The organism is Pradoshia sp. Z3_51 (assembly GCF_058215915.1).
The window spans coordinates 85655-101234 of sequence record NZ_JBZAJC010000004.1; the positions used below are offsets into that span (position 1 = coordinate 85655).

Here is a 15580-nt window from a genome sequence, read left to right on the forward strand (position 1 = left end):
TACTCTAGCTTAAGCTTTTTAATCTTCTGGGTCAGGCTTGGTCCACACAGAAACACTGCCACCATTTACAGGGAATGTTGCCCAGCCTTCCTCGTCAATCTCAATCTTATCTGGTCGGTTGCTTGTACAATCAGTCCATATTTCTCCGGCACGTTCAGCTCCTACACACATTCTTTTTTCGCCCTCGTCACCGTTTGAAATAACAACAGCGCAGCCAGAGTTCTCCTTTTCTTCGGTTCCTAATCTTACCCACCCAATGGTATTTGGATGGTCAAAGTAATCGACCTGTCCTCCATAGGCTTTATGGACCCTTGCATAAAGAAGCGGATCAATCAGTTTGTTTTTTCTCCCAACTGGGTTTTCGCCGCCAACTCCATAATAATCCCCGTAAAAAACACACGGGTAACCGTCATGGCGAAGTAAGATGAGTGCATAAGCAGATGGTTTAAACCAATCTTCGATCCATGATTCCAGAGATTCTTCCGGCTGTGAGTCATGGTTGTCTACGAAGGTTACCGCATTTAAAGGATTAGATTCTACTAGAGTATTATGAAAAATGGTTGTAAGGTCAAAATCTCGTCCCATTTGAGAAGCTTGATGTAATTTATAGTGGAGAGGCACATCAAATAAATCAAGTGTATGATCAACTTTTTCTAAATACTCCTGGCAAGCCTGTAAATCGGGATTCCAGTACTCTCCCACCATATAAAAGTCATCACCATGAGCTTCTCTCATTTCAATGGCAAATTCTTTAATAAAGGTATAATCAATATGCTTAATGGCATCTAAGCGATACCCCTCACATTTAATGGTTTCAGCGAGCCATCTTCCCCAATTTTTCATTTCATTTCGTACATCTGGAAGGCGATAATCAATATTGGCAAACATTAAATAGTCATAGTTTCCAAACTCTTTATCAACATGTTCATTCCAGCCTTTATTTTCACCGAGAATTTTAAATACACCTGTTCGAATGGTTCCTTCATCATAATCAGTTCCATTGAAATGCTCCATATTCCATTTGAAATCAGAATACGTATTACCGCGCCCGGGAAACGTGAACTTCGTCCAGCCATCGATATCAAATGGTTCCGATATCTCTTGTGTACGGTCATTCTGATCAACTTCTACAACCTTAAATCTCTCTGTTTCATCCGCACCTGCTTTATGGTTCATAACGATGTCTGCATACACACAAATATCATTTTCTTTGCATGCTTCAACTGCTTCTATCAACTCATCCTTCGTACCATATTTCGTGCGTACAGAACCATTTTGATCAAATTCCCCTAAATCATATAAATCATATATACCATAACCTGTATCTTCAGGTGTTTGTCCTTTCGTTGGGGGTGGGATCCAAACAGAATCTATTCCGCAGTTTTTTAATACTGGTGCTAATTCCTTCAACCGTTTCCAATGAGTACCATCAGGTAAAATATGCCACTCAAAAAATTGCATCATTGTATGGTTATGCCCCATTTGTACCACCTCGCATCTCTCTATTAGCAGCTTCAACTATAAAACAATATTTACCTATTTACCCGCTAAGCATACCTTTAGAAACATGAAATGAAAATATAATTAATAAATCGTATTTGTTGCGAGAAGTACGTCTCTTAAGATGGGAAAACAAATAGTCAAAATGAATAAGAATCAACATTCACACGGTGAATAAGAACGTTGGTGAATAAAATTATAATGCTGGCAAATCAACGATTATAAAGGCTTGATGAGGAAGTGCTACATTTTGCTCTTTTACCGAAACAATTAAATTATTAGTATAAAAATATTTCAGCAGGTAGGATGGAATATTTGTGATAAAATGTAAGGAATGTAAGCGGATAAATACATATCTGTGCAGATCAGGATGGTGAGGGAATGGAAACGATCGCTGAAAAGCATGTAAATCTGTATAAAGAGAGTCAGCGAGATAAAGGGCGCCTGCTAATTAGCTGTCCGGACAAAAAAGGAATTGTGGCAGCAGTATCTGATGTCTTGTTTAAACAAGGCGCTAACATCCTGGAATCAAATCAATATTCAACAGACAGTAATGGCGGTACGTTTTTTATGAGGATCGAATTCGAATGCCCTGATTTGGCTAAAAACGAGAAGAAACTAAAAGAAGAATTCCTTTCAATAGCGAATAAGTTTAAGATGAAGTGGGATATAATTTTTAACTATCACATAAAGAAAACGGCTATATTTGTTTCAAAGGAGCTCCATTGTTTAAGAGAGCTGCTATGGGAGTGGCAATCAGGAGATTTAATGACAGAGATTCCGATCGTAATCAGTAATCATCTGGCTGCTAAAGAGCTGGTAGAATCGCTGCACATCCCTTTTTACTATATACCTGTGTCGAAGGAAACAAAGGAAGATGCGGAGTTAAGGCAGAAGGAGCTGCTCGATAAACATCAAATCGATCTAATCGTGTTAGCGCGCTACATGCAAATTCTTTCGCCAAGCTTTGTTGAAATGTATGAGAATAAAATCATTAATATTCATCACTCCTTTTTGCCGGCGTTTATGGGAGCACGACCGTATGAAAGAGCGTTTGCACGTGGGGTTAAATTAATTGGAGCAACCAGTCATTATGTAACAGATGATTTAGATGAAGGGCCCATCATTGAACAGGATATTATGCGGGTTAATCATCAGGATAATATTCAGCAATTGAAGAAAATAGGACAATCCATTGAAAGAAATGTGCTGAGCAAAGCTGTGAAATGGCACTTACAGGACAGGATTATTGTTCAGGGGAATAAGACAATTGTTTTTTAGGTCAATAAAATAAAAGAGTGAAAATTAGTGGAAAACTAGGGGACCAAAATGGAAGCGGATAAAAAAAGTAAAGTGATAGAAGCTGCTAAACTTTATTATTTACTGGATTATACACAGAATGAAATTGCAAAAAAACTCGGTGTTTCAAGGCCTACGGTGTCACGTATGCTGCAAACGGCTAAAAGAGAAGGGATTGTCCAAATTAAAATAGATGATATGGAAGAAAATTCGGAGAATCTTGAGGTTAAACTTGAAGAAAAATATAAGTTAAAAAAGGCAGTAGTAACACCTGTACCACAATATGAGGATCACACTATCAAAACTTCTATTGGATTAAAGGCTGCAGAATATCTTGATACAATTGTTAAGGATGATGACATTATAGGAGTGACATGGGGAACGACTCTCTATCATGTGGCAGTGGAGTTGAAGAAAAAGGCAGTAAATAATGTGAAGATTGTGCAGCTTAAAGGTGGAATCAGCCATTCCGAGACGCATACCTATGTATCAGAAATTCTATATTTATTCGGGAAGGCTTTCCGTACTACTCCATTGCATTTACCTTTACCGGCGATTGTCGACCAGGTAGTTGTTAAACAAGCAATGATGGCAGACAGACATATTAAAGGAATTATTGAAACTGGAAAAGAAGCTAATATTGCATTATTCACATGTGGGCCGGTTAAACCAGAATCTCTGCTCTTTAAGCTTGGTTATTTTACGGAAGAAGACTTGGAGATGCTTTATTCTAAGGCTGTGGGTGATATTTGTTCACGCTTTTTCGATTCAAAGGGAAATATATGTAACAACTCATTGAACGAACGTACTTTGGGAATTGACCTTGAAGAGCTGAAGGAAAAAGAATATTCGATATTGGTTGCCGGCGGTACTCAAAAGGTAGATTCCATTCACGCGGCTCTAAAGGGACAATTCGCCAATGTATTAATCACCGATCAATATACGGCAAGGTTTATTTTGGATAAATAAATATATCACCTATATATGAATATGGTTCTAACCTCCTGTTTATCCTAATAGGAGGTTTTTAGTGTTAAAAAATGGATAAAGGGGTCAATAAGGATACACCTACAAAATGTTTTACATTTGTTCACACTTTAATGTTACTTTTGTTCAATTAATATGGTATAGTTAGTTTTGTAAGTGCTACCAATATTTTCACTTACATGGTTATTCCAAGTAATGGTGGCTATTTTACGATAATTCATAAATGAGGTGTAAAATCATGAGAATGGTTGACGTTATTGAAAAGAAACGTAACGGTCATGAGTTGAATAAAAGTGAAATCCAGTTTGTTATTGAAGGATTTACGAATGGAAGTATACCCGATTATCAAATGTCAGCATTTGCTATGGCGATTTATTTTCAAGGTATGACTCAGGAAGAAAGAGTTAACCTAACTGAGCTAATGGTTGAATCAGGAGATCAAATTGATCTTTCACAAATAAAGGGCGTAAAAGTAGACAAGCATAGTACTGGTGGTGTTGGTGACACAACTACACTTGTGTTGGCACCTTTAGTAGCAGCACTTGGAGTACCGGTTGCAAAAATGTCCGGACGTGGTCTAGGTCATACAGGCGGAACCATTGATAAGCTGGAAGCTGTTCCAGGATTTCATGTAGAAATTTCAAATGAGGATTTTATTAATCTTGTAAATAAAAATAAAATTGCTGTTATTGGACAAAGCGGTGACTTAACACCAGCTGATAAAAAACTATACGCATTACGTGATGTAACAGCAACAGTTGATTCTATTCCTCTAATTGCAAGCTCCATCATGAGCAAGAAAATTGCAGCTGGAGCAGATGCTATTGTCCTGGATGTTAAAACAGGCGATGGGGCATTCATGAAAAACCTTGATGATGCAAAAGAATTAGCAAGAGCAATGGTTGATATCGGGAATGGAGTTGGCAGAAATACAAAAGCTATCATTTCAGATATGAGTCAGCCACTTGGATTTGCAGTTGGTAATGCATTGGAAATTAAAGAAGCTATCGACACATTAGTAGGTAAAGGTCCGGCTGATTTACATGAACTATGCTTAACTTTGGGAAGCCATATGGTCATACTAGCTGGTAAAGCTGAAACAACTGAAGAGGCACGTGGCATGCTTGAGGAAGTTATGCATAATGGAAAAGCGCTTGAAGTATTCAAAACATTCCTTGCTTCACAGGGCGGGGATGCATCTGTGATAGATGATCCATCCAAACTTCCAACGGCTAAATACCTTATTGAAGTCCCTGCAAAGTCTTCTGGATATGTTGCTGGTATTCAGGCGGAGGAAATTGGTGTTGCTGCCATGATGCTTGGAGCAGGCCGTGCTACGAAAGAATCTGTAATTGACTTGGCTGTTGGAATTGTTTTGAATAAAAAAGTTGGCGATGAAGTTGCGGAAGGCGAATCACTTGTAACTGTACATTCCAACTCAGAAGAAATTGCCAATGTATTGGAAAAAATTTACGGAGCATACAACATCAGTACTGAAAAAGTACAGGCTCCAACATTAATTTACACAGAAATTCATTAATATAAGCTTTTGGAAGGCAGGAATTAAGACATGACTACAAAATTAACATCTTTAATCGACCATACGTTATTAAAAGCGGATGCTAGAGAAGAACAAGTAAAGACAATTGTTGAAGAGGCAAAGGAATATAAATTTGCATCTGTATGTGTGAATCCAACATGGGTAAAAAAATGTGCAGAAATGCTAAAAGATACACCCGAAGTAAAAGTATGTACAGTCATTGGTTTCCCTCTTGGAGCGAATACTCCTGAAGTAAAAGCATTTGAAACTACTAATGCAATCGAAAATGGTGCAGACGAAGTCGATATGGTAATCAATATCGGTGCTATGAAGGATGGCCGTTATGATGAGGTTGAAGCTGATATTAAAGCAGTAGTTGATGCAGCAAAAGGTAAAGCATTAGTAAAAGTGATCATCGAAACATGCCTATTAACAAAAGAAGAAATTGAGAAAGCATGTCAGCTGGCTGTTTCTGCTGGTACAGACTTTGTTAAAACATCAACTGGATTCTCTACAGGCGGAGCAACAGTGGAAGACATCGCTCTAATGAGAAAAACAGTTGGAGCAGAAATCGGCGTTAAAGCTTCCGGCGGCGTTAGAAGTCTTGAGGATGCAAAAGCGATGACAGAAGCTGGTGCTACACGTATTGGTGCAAGCTCTGGAGTCTCTATTGCAAAAGGCGAAACAGCAAATTCAGACTATTAATTAATTGAAGAAGTTTGTGGGAGGCCCCCTAATGGATAAAAACAGTTTAATTCAAGAAGCAATCGAAGCACGTAAACAGGCATATACACCTTATTCTAAATTTAAGGTGGGAGCAGCTGTCTTAACTACAAGTGGACATGTTTTCCGTGGATGTAATATCGAAAATGCATCATACGGCCTGACAAATTGCGCTGAACGCACAGCCATATTTAAAGCTGTTTCAGAAGGTGAACCAAAAGTAGAGGCAATTGCTATTGTTGCCGATACGGAAGGTCCGGTTTCACCATGTGGAGCTTGCCGACAAGTAATAGCTGAGTTTAGTGATAACAATACAAAAGTCTATCTATCCAACTTGAAGGGTGATCTGTTGGAAACTTCAATTGCAGAATTACTGCCAGGATTTTTTAAATCGACGGACATGGGGAAATAAAGTGAAACTAATGCTTCGGTGGGGTACCGCCGGCCAATAGTTGAACGGGATAATTTAAATCATTAACCAAGAGCGTTTCCGGCTCCAATCTCTAAACAGGTAGTATTGGAGCCGGATTCTGTAAAGTAGAATGGGTTTTTTAGTTAAGGTGTACACGTAAAATAATCTAAACATCTTAGTGGAGGAATTATGAAATATTTAATTTCAATCATCGGGTTACTTGCAGTGGTAGGGTTGGCTTTGTTAGTGAGTTCAAACAGGAAACAAATCAAGTATAAATATATTGGGATAATGGTTGTTATTCAAATTGCGTTAGCAGCTTTATTATTAAATACTAAATTCGGCTTTGTTTTAATCCAAGGGATTGCCACCGTATTTGGATATTTACTGAAATTTGCAGAAGCAGGGGTATCATTTGTGTTTGGCGGAATGGCAAATGAAGGAGAAGCACCATTTTTCCTTACAGTACTATTGCCAATTGTTTTTATATCGGTATTAATCGGAATATTACAGCACTTTAAAATACTTCCTTTTATTATGAAGGGAATTGGCCTTCTGTTAAGTAAAGTGAACGGAATGGGTAAACTTGAATCATACAATGCAGTTGCCTCAGCTATGGTCGGACAATCAGAGGTATTCATAACGGTGAAAAAACAATTGGGGCAATTACCGCCTCACCGTTTATATACTTTATGTGCATCGGCTATGTCTACAGTTTCAATGTCGATTGTCGGCGCATATATGACAATGATCGATCCTAAATATGTCGTAACCGCTTTAGTGGTCAATCTATTTGGTGGATTTATTATTGCTTCACTGATCAATCCTTATGAAGTTGATGATAAAGAAGATATTCTCGTTGTAGCAGAAGAGGAAGAAAAACAAACCTTTTTCGAGATGATTGGTGAATATATCATGGATGGCTTTAAAGTCGCAGTTACCGTAGGAGCCATGCTAATTGGTTTCGTGGCGTTAATGGCGTGTATAGATGCCTTGTTTGATATGACTATTGGTGTATCCTTCCAACAAATACTTGGATATATCTTTGCACCATTTGCCTTCATAATGGGTGTACCATGGTCGGAAGCAGTATCCGCAGGTGGAATTATGGCTACTAAACTAGTAACTAATGAGTTTGTTGCGATGATTAGCCTGACAGAAATAGCAGATACATTTAGTGAACGTACACTGGGAATTATCTCTGTATTCCTTGTTTCCTTTGCAAACTTCTCCTCAATCGGAATTATATCCGGTGCAGTGAAAGGTCTACATGAAAAGCAAGGAAATGTGGTAGCGCGTTTTGGCTTAAAATTACTCTTTGGAGCTACGCTTGTAAGTGTATTATCCGGTATTATTGTAGGCTTGGTTCTCTAGTTATATAAATATAAATTAGAAAAAAGCAGATTCGTGCGAATCTGCTTTTTTTAATAGGTTTGAAAGTTACAGTATTGCGCAGAAATTATCCCCTTAACGGCTTTATACGTAAAGGAGTGGTCAGACCAGATGTCTTGCTAATACTGGAGGCTATTGTGTATTGAGCAGCATAATAAGTTGACATGATTAAAAAATGCGAGTATGGAACATCAGATATAAACATATTCCATGATAATATAGTGTCAGAAATGACGAAGAGCAAGCTGCCGATTATCGCATATAAATTCCCCGTCATGAAGGCTGCCCATGCCATAAAAGAAATAGCGCCAATATAGATAACAACAGGAATAATTAATCCATCATTTCCCGTCTCTTGAAGGGTATTTATAAGTTTATTGCCTATGATCAGGTCAAATGCAAGGAGCGGAAAAATGGATAAAAGGCGAATTTTAGAGAAATTCCATCTCCTTAGAAAGCCTGCGATATAAATGATATGTCCGATCAGAAAGAAGCTTAGCCCAATTATAAACCAGTGAAGCAGCCCATCACCGAGCATACAAAAAAACAGTCCGGTAAGGATGAGTCCTTTATTTTTGTGTCCTTCAGCAGGTTTTTGAAGATAGGCAAAGTAGATAATTAACCACATTGGAATGAGCTTGAATAGCAATTTGATTCCAAACGGCTCAGCTGGAATGAAAAAAATATAGATAATACTCATTACTAAAATGAGAAGAGTAAGTAATTTAACCTTCATGTAATTCCCTCCTTCCTGTGAATGTAACATAAAGTATTTGATGGAGATAGCGGAAAATCCTTCATTTTACTTAGTATTAGTTTTGAGAGGAAGGCAGTTTTCGATATACTGTAAGTAGAAAAGATTAAAAGAGAGTATGTGAAATATAGATGAGTTCAAGTAATAAGGAAATAATTTGTGAAGTAAAACCAAGAGATAGCAAAAAATTAAGAAATGGATTTCCGCTTATTTTAAAGGAGGCTATTGTGTCTCCTCAAAAACTGCAGGAGGAAGGTCAAATTCTTAAGCTTGTTGATGATTCAGGTCGCTTTATTGCCAAAGGATATTTTGGAAAGCAGAATAAAGGATATGGCTGGGTATTAACAAGACAGGAAAATGAATCTATTAACCAAGCGTTCTTTGATGAAAAAATTCGAAAGGCTCTGGATAAGCGAGCGCACTATTTCCAACAAGAAGATACAACAGCTTTCCGTGTGTTCAATAGTGAGGGTGACGGAATTGGCGGTCTCATTATTGATTTTTATGATGGATATTTTGTCATTCAATGGTATAGCCAAGGGATCTACTCATTTAAAAGATATGTTTTAGAGTCTTTACGCAGATTAACAGATTTTAAAGGAATCTATGAAAAAAAACGTTTCGATACAAAAGGAAAATACATTGAAGATGATGATTTTGTTGAAGGGCAAGAAGGTGAGTTTCCAATCATCGTAAAGGAAAATGGCGTGCATTTTGCAGTCAATCTGAATGATGGTGCTATGGTAGGTGTTTTCTTAGATCAGCGTGATGTACGCAAAACAATCCGGGACCACTATGCTAAAGGAAAGACAGTTGTAAATATGTTTTCTTATACGGGAGCATTTTCTGTGTTTGCGTCATTAGGTGGAGCGAAAAAGACGACCAGTGTGGATCTTGCCAATAGAAGCCGGGCGAAAACGATTGAACAGTTCAGTGTAAATGGAATTGATTATGAAGCACAGGATATCATCGTAGAGGATGTATTTAAGTATTTTAAATATGCACGCAGAAAAGAGCTAAAGTTTGATATGGTTATTCTCGACCCGCCAAGCTTTGCAAAGTCCAAGAAATTCACCTTCAGTGCAGCAAAGGATTATACAAATCTGCTGAAGGAATCAATCGCAATCACTGAAAAAGGTGGTCTGATTGTTGCTTCAACAAATTGCAGCCTGTTTGGAATGGATAAATTCAAATCTTTTATCGACAGTGCATGTAAGGAAATGCATCAGAAATATAAAATTGTTGAAGAATTTTCATTACCGGATGATTTTAGAACGATCAATGAATACCCAGAAGGTAATTACTTAAAAGTAGTGTTTATCCAATTAGCAAGATAATAAAAATGGCCTCGTAATGAATATACGAGGCCTTCTTTTTTAGAAAAATAAAGCTCCTAGAGCAAAGCCGGTAATAAGGCCAAGTCCAACCGGATAGCCCCAGCCTCCTCCGCCCCAGCCCCAATAGCCATAGCCATTCTGTCCGCCATGTGGCTTAATCCATACATGGCTTCTAGTGACTCTTGTGATTGTCCCGGCATGAACACGATTATGACGGTCAGTTATGCGCACATTTCGACCAATATGTTTATTGCATAGGTTGTAATAGTTCATTTACCTGATGCCCCTTTCAAATAATGTCTTCTTTGTATTGTATTGATAGATGGACAACTTGACTGTTTGTTTACCTAAAATTCCAATATAAAATCCAATGCTAAGCCAAGAACCAAAAAAAAGAAGAGGCATACAATGTGTAAAACACTGACAGAGGTGGATGATGACCACATTTACGTATATGGATTTATTATCTAAGCTTGGAATTGGAGGAGCTCATCCGGGAGGGCTAAGGGCAACAGAAATTATGCTGAAGGATGAGCCTATTAATCAAGACACCGTCATTCTTGATGCGGGCTGTGGTACGGGACAAACCAGTGCTTATTTATATAATGCCTATCATGCAAACATTATAGCGCTCGATGCCCACCCACTCATGATTCAGAAAGCAAAGAACAGGTTTTTGCAATTGCAATTACCTATACAGACAGTAGAAGCCTCGTTGGAAGCTATTCCAATGAAGAATCAATCCACTCATTATGTTCTGGCTGAATCCGTTCTATCCTTTGTTGAAATAGAGCCTGTTCTTAGAGAAATGCTAAGAGTATTAAAGCCTGGTGGTGTTTTGTATGCCATTGAACTGACCATGCAAGGACCGCTTTCTGAAATAGAACAAAAACAGATTGGACAGTTTTATGGATTTCAACAGATGTGGAACGAAGATAGATGGAGAGACGCTATGAAAAAGGCCGGGTTTGCGGACGTGCAAATTAGAACGTTGCCATCCTTTTATGATGATCATGAGCCTTTGACAGAGTTTCATCCATCAGAGGAGGTTCCTGAAGCAATATTTGATTTAATGGAACAGCATGAAACGTTTGTGCTTCAATATCGTGACGCGATGAGTTACCGAATTGTACGTGCGCAAAAATAGCAATACAGTGCGGCCGTAGAATGAATCAAAATCTATTCATCCGCAAGGAAAAGCCCTTTAGTTAATATTTATTAAGGGGTTTTATTCTTACTTGTTAGGTTGATGATACAATCATTAGATTCATTCTTGAACACCGAGGGGTTTACAGAAATTTTATCAATCTAAGGTTATAAAGTATTAACTTCTTCTTCAAAGTTGATCTCTACTAAGAGTGGTAATCTATTTAACATTTCCTCGGAAATTTCATGAAAATAAATCTACATAATCACCCCAGCTTAATTTTGCGTACAAGGGATTGTTTAAATACCGAATTGACATACGTTCAATCAATTTTGTCGTTCGGCAATATGAAAGTCATTAAATGAAATAACTACAAAATGAATGTATCTACTCAAAAATGGATTGCATATGGATCTTTTTCTGTTCTATGTTTAAGTATCTTTTTTACTACGTATTGTCGCAATATACCAAAGCTTAACGTTAGTACTAGCAACCCGTTTTCTTTAAGCAGATTATCATTAAGCTCCTCCACTGTAAGGCTTGGTGCTTGCTTTGAAAATTTTGTAAAAACATGCAGTTAAACACTTTATTGATTGTGTAATATGGACGTCCCTTTAAGTAGAGCCGATATCATTTTATTAGTCAGTTTAGCAGTGAAAACCACATATTTAATTTTTAAATTAAAAAATATTTTAAATTAATATAAAAACAATACTTTAGAACTAAGCATATAGAGCTATATTACTATGGATTGAAAAAATACCTACACTATAATTGATTCTTTTATCCTGTCTTTTTAGCAGATTTGACCTATTTTTAAAAAAAAGTGATGTCGAATGGTAGTATATTATGTCTTTTCGCACATTGACTTTAGGTAACAAGAATCATTATCATGGAACCTAAGCTTGTCAGAAAATTACTATATTTTTATAATTATGTAATTCGAACTACACACCTGCTTTTTCCCCTCGAGTAAGAAACAATGTCCTATTTAGATGAAATTCACTAAAAAGATAATCTTACACAGTTATAGAAACAGGAATAGCTCAAATTAGCTATAAGGGTTATGGCATCTCATCTAAAATGAGTACCTATGTGTAACAAGCCTTTAGAAGACAAGGCTTTTTACTTTCAATAGGTACTTTTATTTTTAAGATAATAGTTTTAGATGAGCTTTTATCATACATATCTATTGATAAGGAGGATTTAAATGGATTTAACAATTGGACTAATTTTTACACTTATTTTGTATGTTATCTTTTTTGCATTCCAAATTCTCTATATCATTGTCCCTCTTTTTAGTGTAAATAGGGAACGGAGTAGAATAGTGCGTGAACCGGAAGATGGTATATCCATCCTTATACCTGCTTACAATGAGGAAACGGTTATCAAGAATTGTATTCAGGCAATCCTGCATGTCGATTACAAAAAATATGAGGCATTTATCATTAATGATGGTTCGACGGATCATACTATGGAATTGCTTATTTCCATGCTGGACTTAAAGAGGGTTGAAAAGGAGAAAGCCGCACAGATTTCTCATAAACCTATCAAAGGAATTTACCAGTCTACATTATATCCGTCCATCTTTATCATTGATAAAGAAAATGGCGGTAAAGCTGATTCTTTAAATGCTGGAATTGAGTTTGCTGGATATGAAACAATCATTACCTTGGATGCTGACAGCGGACTGGATGTAAAATCATTGCAGATCATTAATTCTGCATTTAAGGATAATAGTGTTATTGCAGCAGGCGGAATGGTTCATATTGGACAAGCTTTCTATGGCGATTATACAAATCCAAAGCCGAAATTTAATATATCCCACCTACTACGATTTCAATTCTTGCAATACTTAGTTAATTTTTATCTTTATAAAATTACACAGACAAAATTCAAAGCTTTAGCCATTATTTCAGGAGCGTTTGGTGTCTTTAAGCGAGACGCATTATTTGAAGTGGGAGGATATCGCATTACTGTTGGAGAAGACATGGACATTACGATGAGGATACAACGTCTGATTAAGACAAATTATCCTTATAAAAAAATCCTTTTCATACCTGAAGCTGTATGTTTCACAGAAGGTCCCGAGACATTCAGAGACTTATTCAAACAACGGATTCGTTGGCAAAAAGCATTTATCGACTGCATCATTACATACGGACCTTCGCTGCTTACAAAATTCGGTCCAGGCATCTCACTGTTTTTGATTGTGGATGCATTAATGCTTGGAACATTAACAGCATTCCCGACCTTAATTATTCCTTTCGTAATGCTGATTATGGGTGAGGGGGCTATATTAGCGCTTATGTTATTTGCTTTTTCTTTCAGCCTCGGGGTTTTCCAAAGTTTAGTGGCCATGATTATTACCAATCGATTTGGATATGCATTCTCAAGGATTGACAAAATACGGATTGTATTCTTTGTTCCATTCGAAATTGTCACATACCGTTTTTTAGGCGTTTTATTCAATACTTTTGGTACTGTCGGTTATTTTATAAACAAGAACAGTTGGAATAAGGTGAAGCGGGTAGGCGGCCAACATCAAACCTATGATGAAGATATACAGGATAACGGAAAAGTAATTGATCTGAATGAACATAAAAAGAGTGCGGGCTGAGGAGGATTGTTTCAGTTTTGAAGAAAAATGTAAATCTTATATTCCTAATTGTTTTTATAGGGCACTTCACATTATTAGCCGGCTATTTTACAAATAATTTCGATACAATTGCCCATGCTAAATTCAGTTTAAGGGTGGATAGACCATTAGATATTGAAAACACCGTTAATGTAAGGGATTTTAAAGTTAAAGAAAACGATAAGGCAGAAAAAATTACTGTCTTGATGTACCACAGAGTCATCGATAATAAGGATCTTGTTAAAAATCACTATGATGAAGATGGAAATCTTCATGGTACAATCGTCACTTTATATGATTTCGAAGCGCAAATGCAATATTTGAAAGATAAGGGATTCAAAACGCTGACATTGCCCGAATTCCAGGCCTATATGAAAGAAGACATTGCGATACCAACTAAAAGTGTCCTGATTACTTTTGATGATGGCTTTAAGGATAATTATATTAATGCGTATCCTGTCTTAAAGAAACATAATTTCAACGCATCAATCTTCCTGATCACAGGAGGAATAGACCGAAATCCTCGTGATTATGATCCTGCTGACGCGCAATTTTTAAGCGTTAAAGATATTAATAAAAGCTTAGATGTTTTTAGTTATCACGGGCACGCCGATGAATTCCATAAACTCGATGACAATGGGGTATCATATTTGATTTCAAAGGAATATGAAGATGTAAAGGCTGACATTCAGTCTGGCTATGAAACCATCGGCGATTCTAGTGCATTTGCTTACCCATATGGGGAATATAACAAATCCACTTTAGAAATCCTGAAAGAACTGGATACTGATATGGCCTTCACTATAAAAGATGGCATGGCTTCTCCAGGTGATAATATGTTGGAGATACCAAGAAGAGGTGTTTATCCAGGGACAACTCTGGATATATTCGATAAACTAATAACTTACGAATGATAATACTAACCATTATTGTGAGGCTGCAAGATTCATCAGCAGCCTCACATTTTAGTTATGTATGGAAACACCTTTTTTAGATGTGGATGTTGGAAGAGCCAAGATTAATTCATTCAGCAAAATATGGTTTGTAAAATGGGAATAGAATTGTAACATATCCTTTAGCTCTGGGTAAAGAAGATCCGCGTTCTCAGCAGTTTGCTCCATCTCTTTAAAAAAGGCGTTCATCAAAATTAACTTTTGGGTATTGATTTCATATTCAAGTTTAGCCAGTAAAAAATCCTTGTGGCTTGCATTCAAATTTGAGGTTTCCAATTCGTGATATTCTTTATTTTTACTATGTATACCAAAATATAGTTCCAGCATCTTCTTTGACATATACTGTTCATTTCCCTCTAACTGTTTCATTATTTCATCGGCTAGGCAAATGGAATCTGTCACTTTATTTGATTGCTTTATACGATGTTCCCTTATTACATAGGGTTGATTTTCAAAGAAACCATATGTTTTTTTTATATGCTGGGCCTTAATGATAATAGGTGAATAAACAGTTGAAAAAATTTCCTTATAGAAAATATTATGTTGTTTACGTTTCGTGAAAAAATATTTTAACAGGATGCCAAAGAAAATGGTAACAATAATTCCAGTCAAGATGATTGTAAGCATCTAATTCCTCCTACCCCAAGCGGATACCTATCTATATCTATTATCGGCATATATTCCCTAATGTTTATAGTTCAAACCTCTTTTTCGTCATTTTTTTGCTTTTATATATGTATAGTATTAAAAGTAAATGTTATAGGCTGTATGAAATCTATATTTAAAGCTTCATAAAAACAATGTTACTTATGGCCCCAGCCCATTTTTTCTACAGGCAACCGGTCATATTTCCTTGTTTTATTCCTCGCTTGTCCTTGCTGTGCTGGCTTCTCCTGTA

The 15580-nt window shown here is 36.8% G+C and carries 14 protein-coding genes; 10 read left to right on the top strand and 4 right to left on the bottom strand.

Features of this window, described 5'->3' with window-relative positions; translation table 11 throughout:
- Nucleotides 1-18: 18 nt before the first annotated feature.
- Nucleotides 19-1482, bottom strand: a complete 1464-nt coding sequence (locus AC4BHA_RS09785) for an alpha-amylase (protein ID WP_490558501.1) — start codon at nt 1480-1482, stop codon at nt 19-21.
- Between the two features lie 399 nt (nt 1483-1881).
- Between AC4BHA_RS09785 and purU the strand changes: the two genes are divergently transcribed.
- The 6 genes from purU (at nt 1882) to AC4BHA_RS09815 (ending at nt 7835) form a co-directional block, all read left to right on the top strand.
- Nucleotides 1882-2781, top strand: a complete 900-nt coding sequence (purU, locus tag AC4BHA_RS09790) for a formyltetrahydrofolate deformylase (protein ID WP_139892049.1) — start codon at nt 1882-1884, stop codon at nt 2779-2781.
- A gap of 48 nt (nt 2782-2829) precedes the next feature.
- A complete protein-coding gene (deoR, locus tag AC4BHA_RS09795) occupies nt 2830-3768 on the top strand; it encodes a DNA-binding transcriptional repressor DeoR (protein WP_490558502.1) in 939 nt (312 codons plus the stop codon).
- Nucleotides 3769-4024: 256 nt separating this feature from the next.
- The gene (locus AC4BHA_RS09800; RefSeq protein ID WP_139892051.1) at nt 4025-5326 is read left to right on the top strand and encodes a pyrimidine-nucleoside phosphorylase; all 1302 of its coding nucleotides are present in this window, start codon (nt 4025-4027) and stop codon (nt 5324-5326) included.
- A 30-nt stretch (nt 5327-5356) separates the two neighbouring features.
- The gene (gene deoC / locus AC4BHA_RS09805) at nt 5357-6031 is read left to right on the top strand and encodes a deoxyribose-phosphate aldolase (RefSeq protein WP_139892052.1); all 675 of its coding nucleotides are present in this window, start codon (nt 5357-5359) and stop codon (nt 6029-6031) included.
- Between the two features lie 31 nt (nt 6032-6062).
- Nucleotides 6063-6461, top strand: coding sequence for a cytidine deaminase (locus AC4BHA_RS09810; RefSeq protein ID WP_066109535.1), 399 nt, complete (start codon nt 6063-6065; stop codon nt 6459-6461).
- A gap of 189 nt (nt 6462-6650) precedes the next feature.
- A complete protein-coding gene (locus AC4BHA_RS09815; protein ID WP_139892053.1) occupies nt 6651-7835 on the top strand; it encodes a NupC/NupG family nucleoside CNT transporter in 1185 nt (394 codons plus the stop codon).
- A gap of 85 nt (nt 7836-7920) precedes the next feature.
- Here the strand turns inward: AC4BHA_RS09815 and AC4BHA_RS09820 are convergent, their stop codons facing one another.
- Entirely contained in the window at nt 7921-8589 is a 669-nt protein-coding gene (locus tag AC4BHA_RS09820; RefSeq protein WP_490558503.1) for a lysoplasmalogenase, read from the bottom strand.
- A 149-nt stretch (nt 8590-8738) separates the two neighbouring features.
- Between AC4BHA_RS09820 and AC4BHA_RS09825 the strand changes: the two genes are divergently transcribed.
- Entirely contained in the window at nt 8739-9944 is a 1206-nt protein-coding gene (locus AC4BHA_RS09825) for a class I SAM-dependent rRNA methyltransferase (protein ID WP_148630359.1), read from the top strand.
- A gap of 39 nt (nt 9945-9983) precedes the next feature.
- Here the strand turns inward: AC4BHA_RS09825 and AC4BHA_RS09830 are convergent, their stop codons facing one another.
- The gene (locus AC4BHA_RS09830) at nt 9984-10217 is read right to left on the bottom strand and encodes a hypothetical protein (RefSeq protein WP_066109526.1); all 234 of its coding nucleotides are present in this window, start codon (nt 10215-10217) and stop codon (nt 9984-9986) included.
- Between the two features lie 160 nt (nt 10218-10377).
- Here AC4BHA_RS09830 and AC4BHA_RS09835 point away from each other — a divergent pair, with 160 nt between their 5' ends.
- The 3 genes from AC4BHA_RS09835 to AC4BHA_RS09845 all read left to right on the top strand — a co-directional run bounded on the left by AC4BHA_RS09835 (nt 10378) and on the right by AC4BHA_RS09845 (nt 14643).
- Nucleotides 10378-11091 carry a class I SAM-dependent methyltransferase gene (locus AC4BHA_RS09835; RefSeq protein ID WP_148630361.1) on the top strand — a complete coding sequence of 238 codons (714 nt, stop codon included), beginning with the start codon at nt 10378-10380 and terminating at the stop codon, nt 11089-11091.
- Nucleotides 11092-12301: 1210 nt separating this feature from the next.
- Nucleotides 12302-13711 (top strand): glycosyltransferase family 2 protein, encoded by a 1410-nt coding sequence (locus AC4BHA_RS09840; RefSeq protein ID WP_066109521.1) that lies wholly within the window; start codon nt 12302-12304, stop codon nt 13709-13711.
- 17 nt (nt 13712-13728) lie between these two features.
- Nucleotides 13729-14643: a polysaccharide deacetylase family protein gene (locus AC4BHA_RS09845; protein WP_066109516.1), complete on the top strand. Its 915-nt coding sequence runs from the start codon at nt 13729-13731 to the stop codon at nt 14641-14643.
- A 51-nt stretch (nt 14644-14694) separates the two neighbouring features.
- Here AC4BHA_RS09845 and AC4BHA_RS09850 read toward each other — a convergent pair whose 3' ends face one another.
- Nucleotides 14695-15309 (bottom strand): hypothetical protein, encoded by a 615-nt coding sequence (locus tag AC4BHA_RS09850; RefSeq protein WP_066109515.1) that lies wholly within the window; start codon nt 15307-15309, stop codon nt 14695-14697.
- Nucleotides 15310-15580 lie beyond the last annotated feature (271 nt).

Coding starts and splice junctions, on each gene's coding strand:
- AC4BHA_RS09785 (WP_490558501.1), bottom strand. CDS start 1,482: ATGGGGCATAACCATACAATGATGCAATTTTTTGAGTGGCATATTTTA.
- purU (WP_139892049.1), top strand. CDS start 1,882: ATGGAAACGATCGCTGAAAAGCATGTAAATCTGTATAAAGAGAGTCAG.
- deoR (WP_490558502.1), top strand. CDS start 2,830: ATGGAAGCGGATAAAAAAAGTAAAGTGATAGAAGCTGCTAAACTTTAT.
- AC4BHA_RS09800 (WP_139892051.1), top strand. CDS start 4,025: ATGAGAATGGTTGACGTTATTGAAAAGAAACGTAACGGTCATGAGTTG.
- deoC (WP_139892052.1), top strand. CDS start 5,357: ATGACTACAAAATTAACATCTTTAATCGACCATACGTTATTAAAAGCG.
- AC4BHA_RS09810 (WP_066109535.1), top strand. CDS start 6,063: ATGGATAAAAACAGTTTAATTCAAGAAGCAATCGAAGCACGTAAACAG.
- AC4BHA_RS09815 (WP_139892053.1), top strand. CDS start 6,651: ATGAAATATTTAATTTCAATCATCGGGTTACTTGCAGTGGTAGGGTTG.
- AC4BHA_RS09820 (WP_490558503.1), bottom strand. CDS start 8,589: ATGAAGGTTAAATTACTTACTCTTCTCATTTTAGTAATGAGTATTATC.
- AC4BHA_RS09825 (WP_148630359.1), top strand. CDS start 8,739: ATGAGTTCAAGTAATAAGGAAATAATTTGTGAAGTAAAACCAAGAGAT.
- AC4BHA_RS09830 (WP_066109526.1), bottom strand. CDS start 10,217: ATGAACTATTACAACCTATGCAATAAACATATTGGTCGAAATGTGCGC.
- AC4BHA_RS09835 (WP_148630361.1), top strand. CDS start 10,378: ATGATGACCACATTTACGTATATGGATTTATTATCTAAGCTTGGAATT.
- AC4BHA_RS09840 (WP_066109521.1), top strand. CDS start 12,302: ATGGATTTAACAATTGGACTAATTTTTACACTTATTTTGTATGTTATC.
- AC4BHA_RS09850 (WP_066109515.1), bottom strand. CDS start 15,309: ATGCTTACAATCATCTTGACTGGAATTATTGTTACCATTTTCTTTGGC.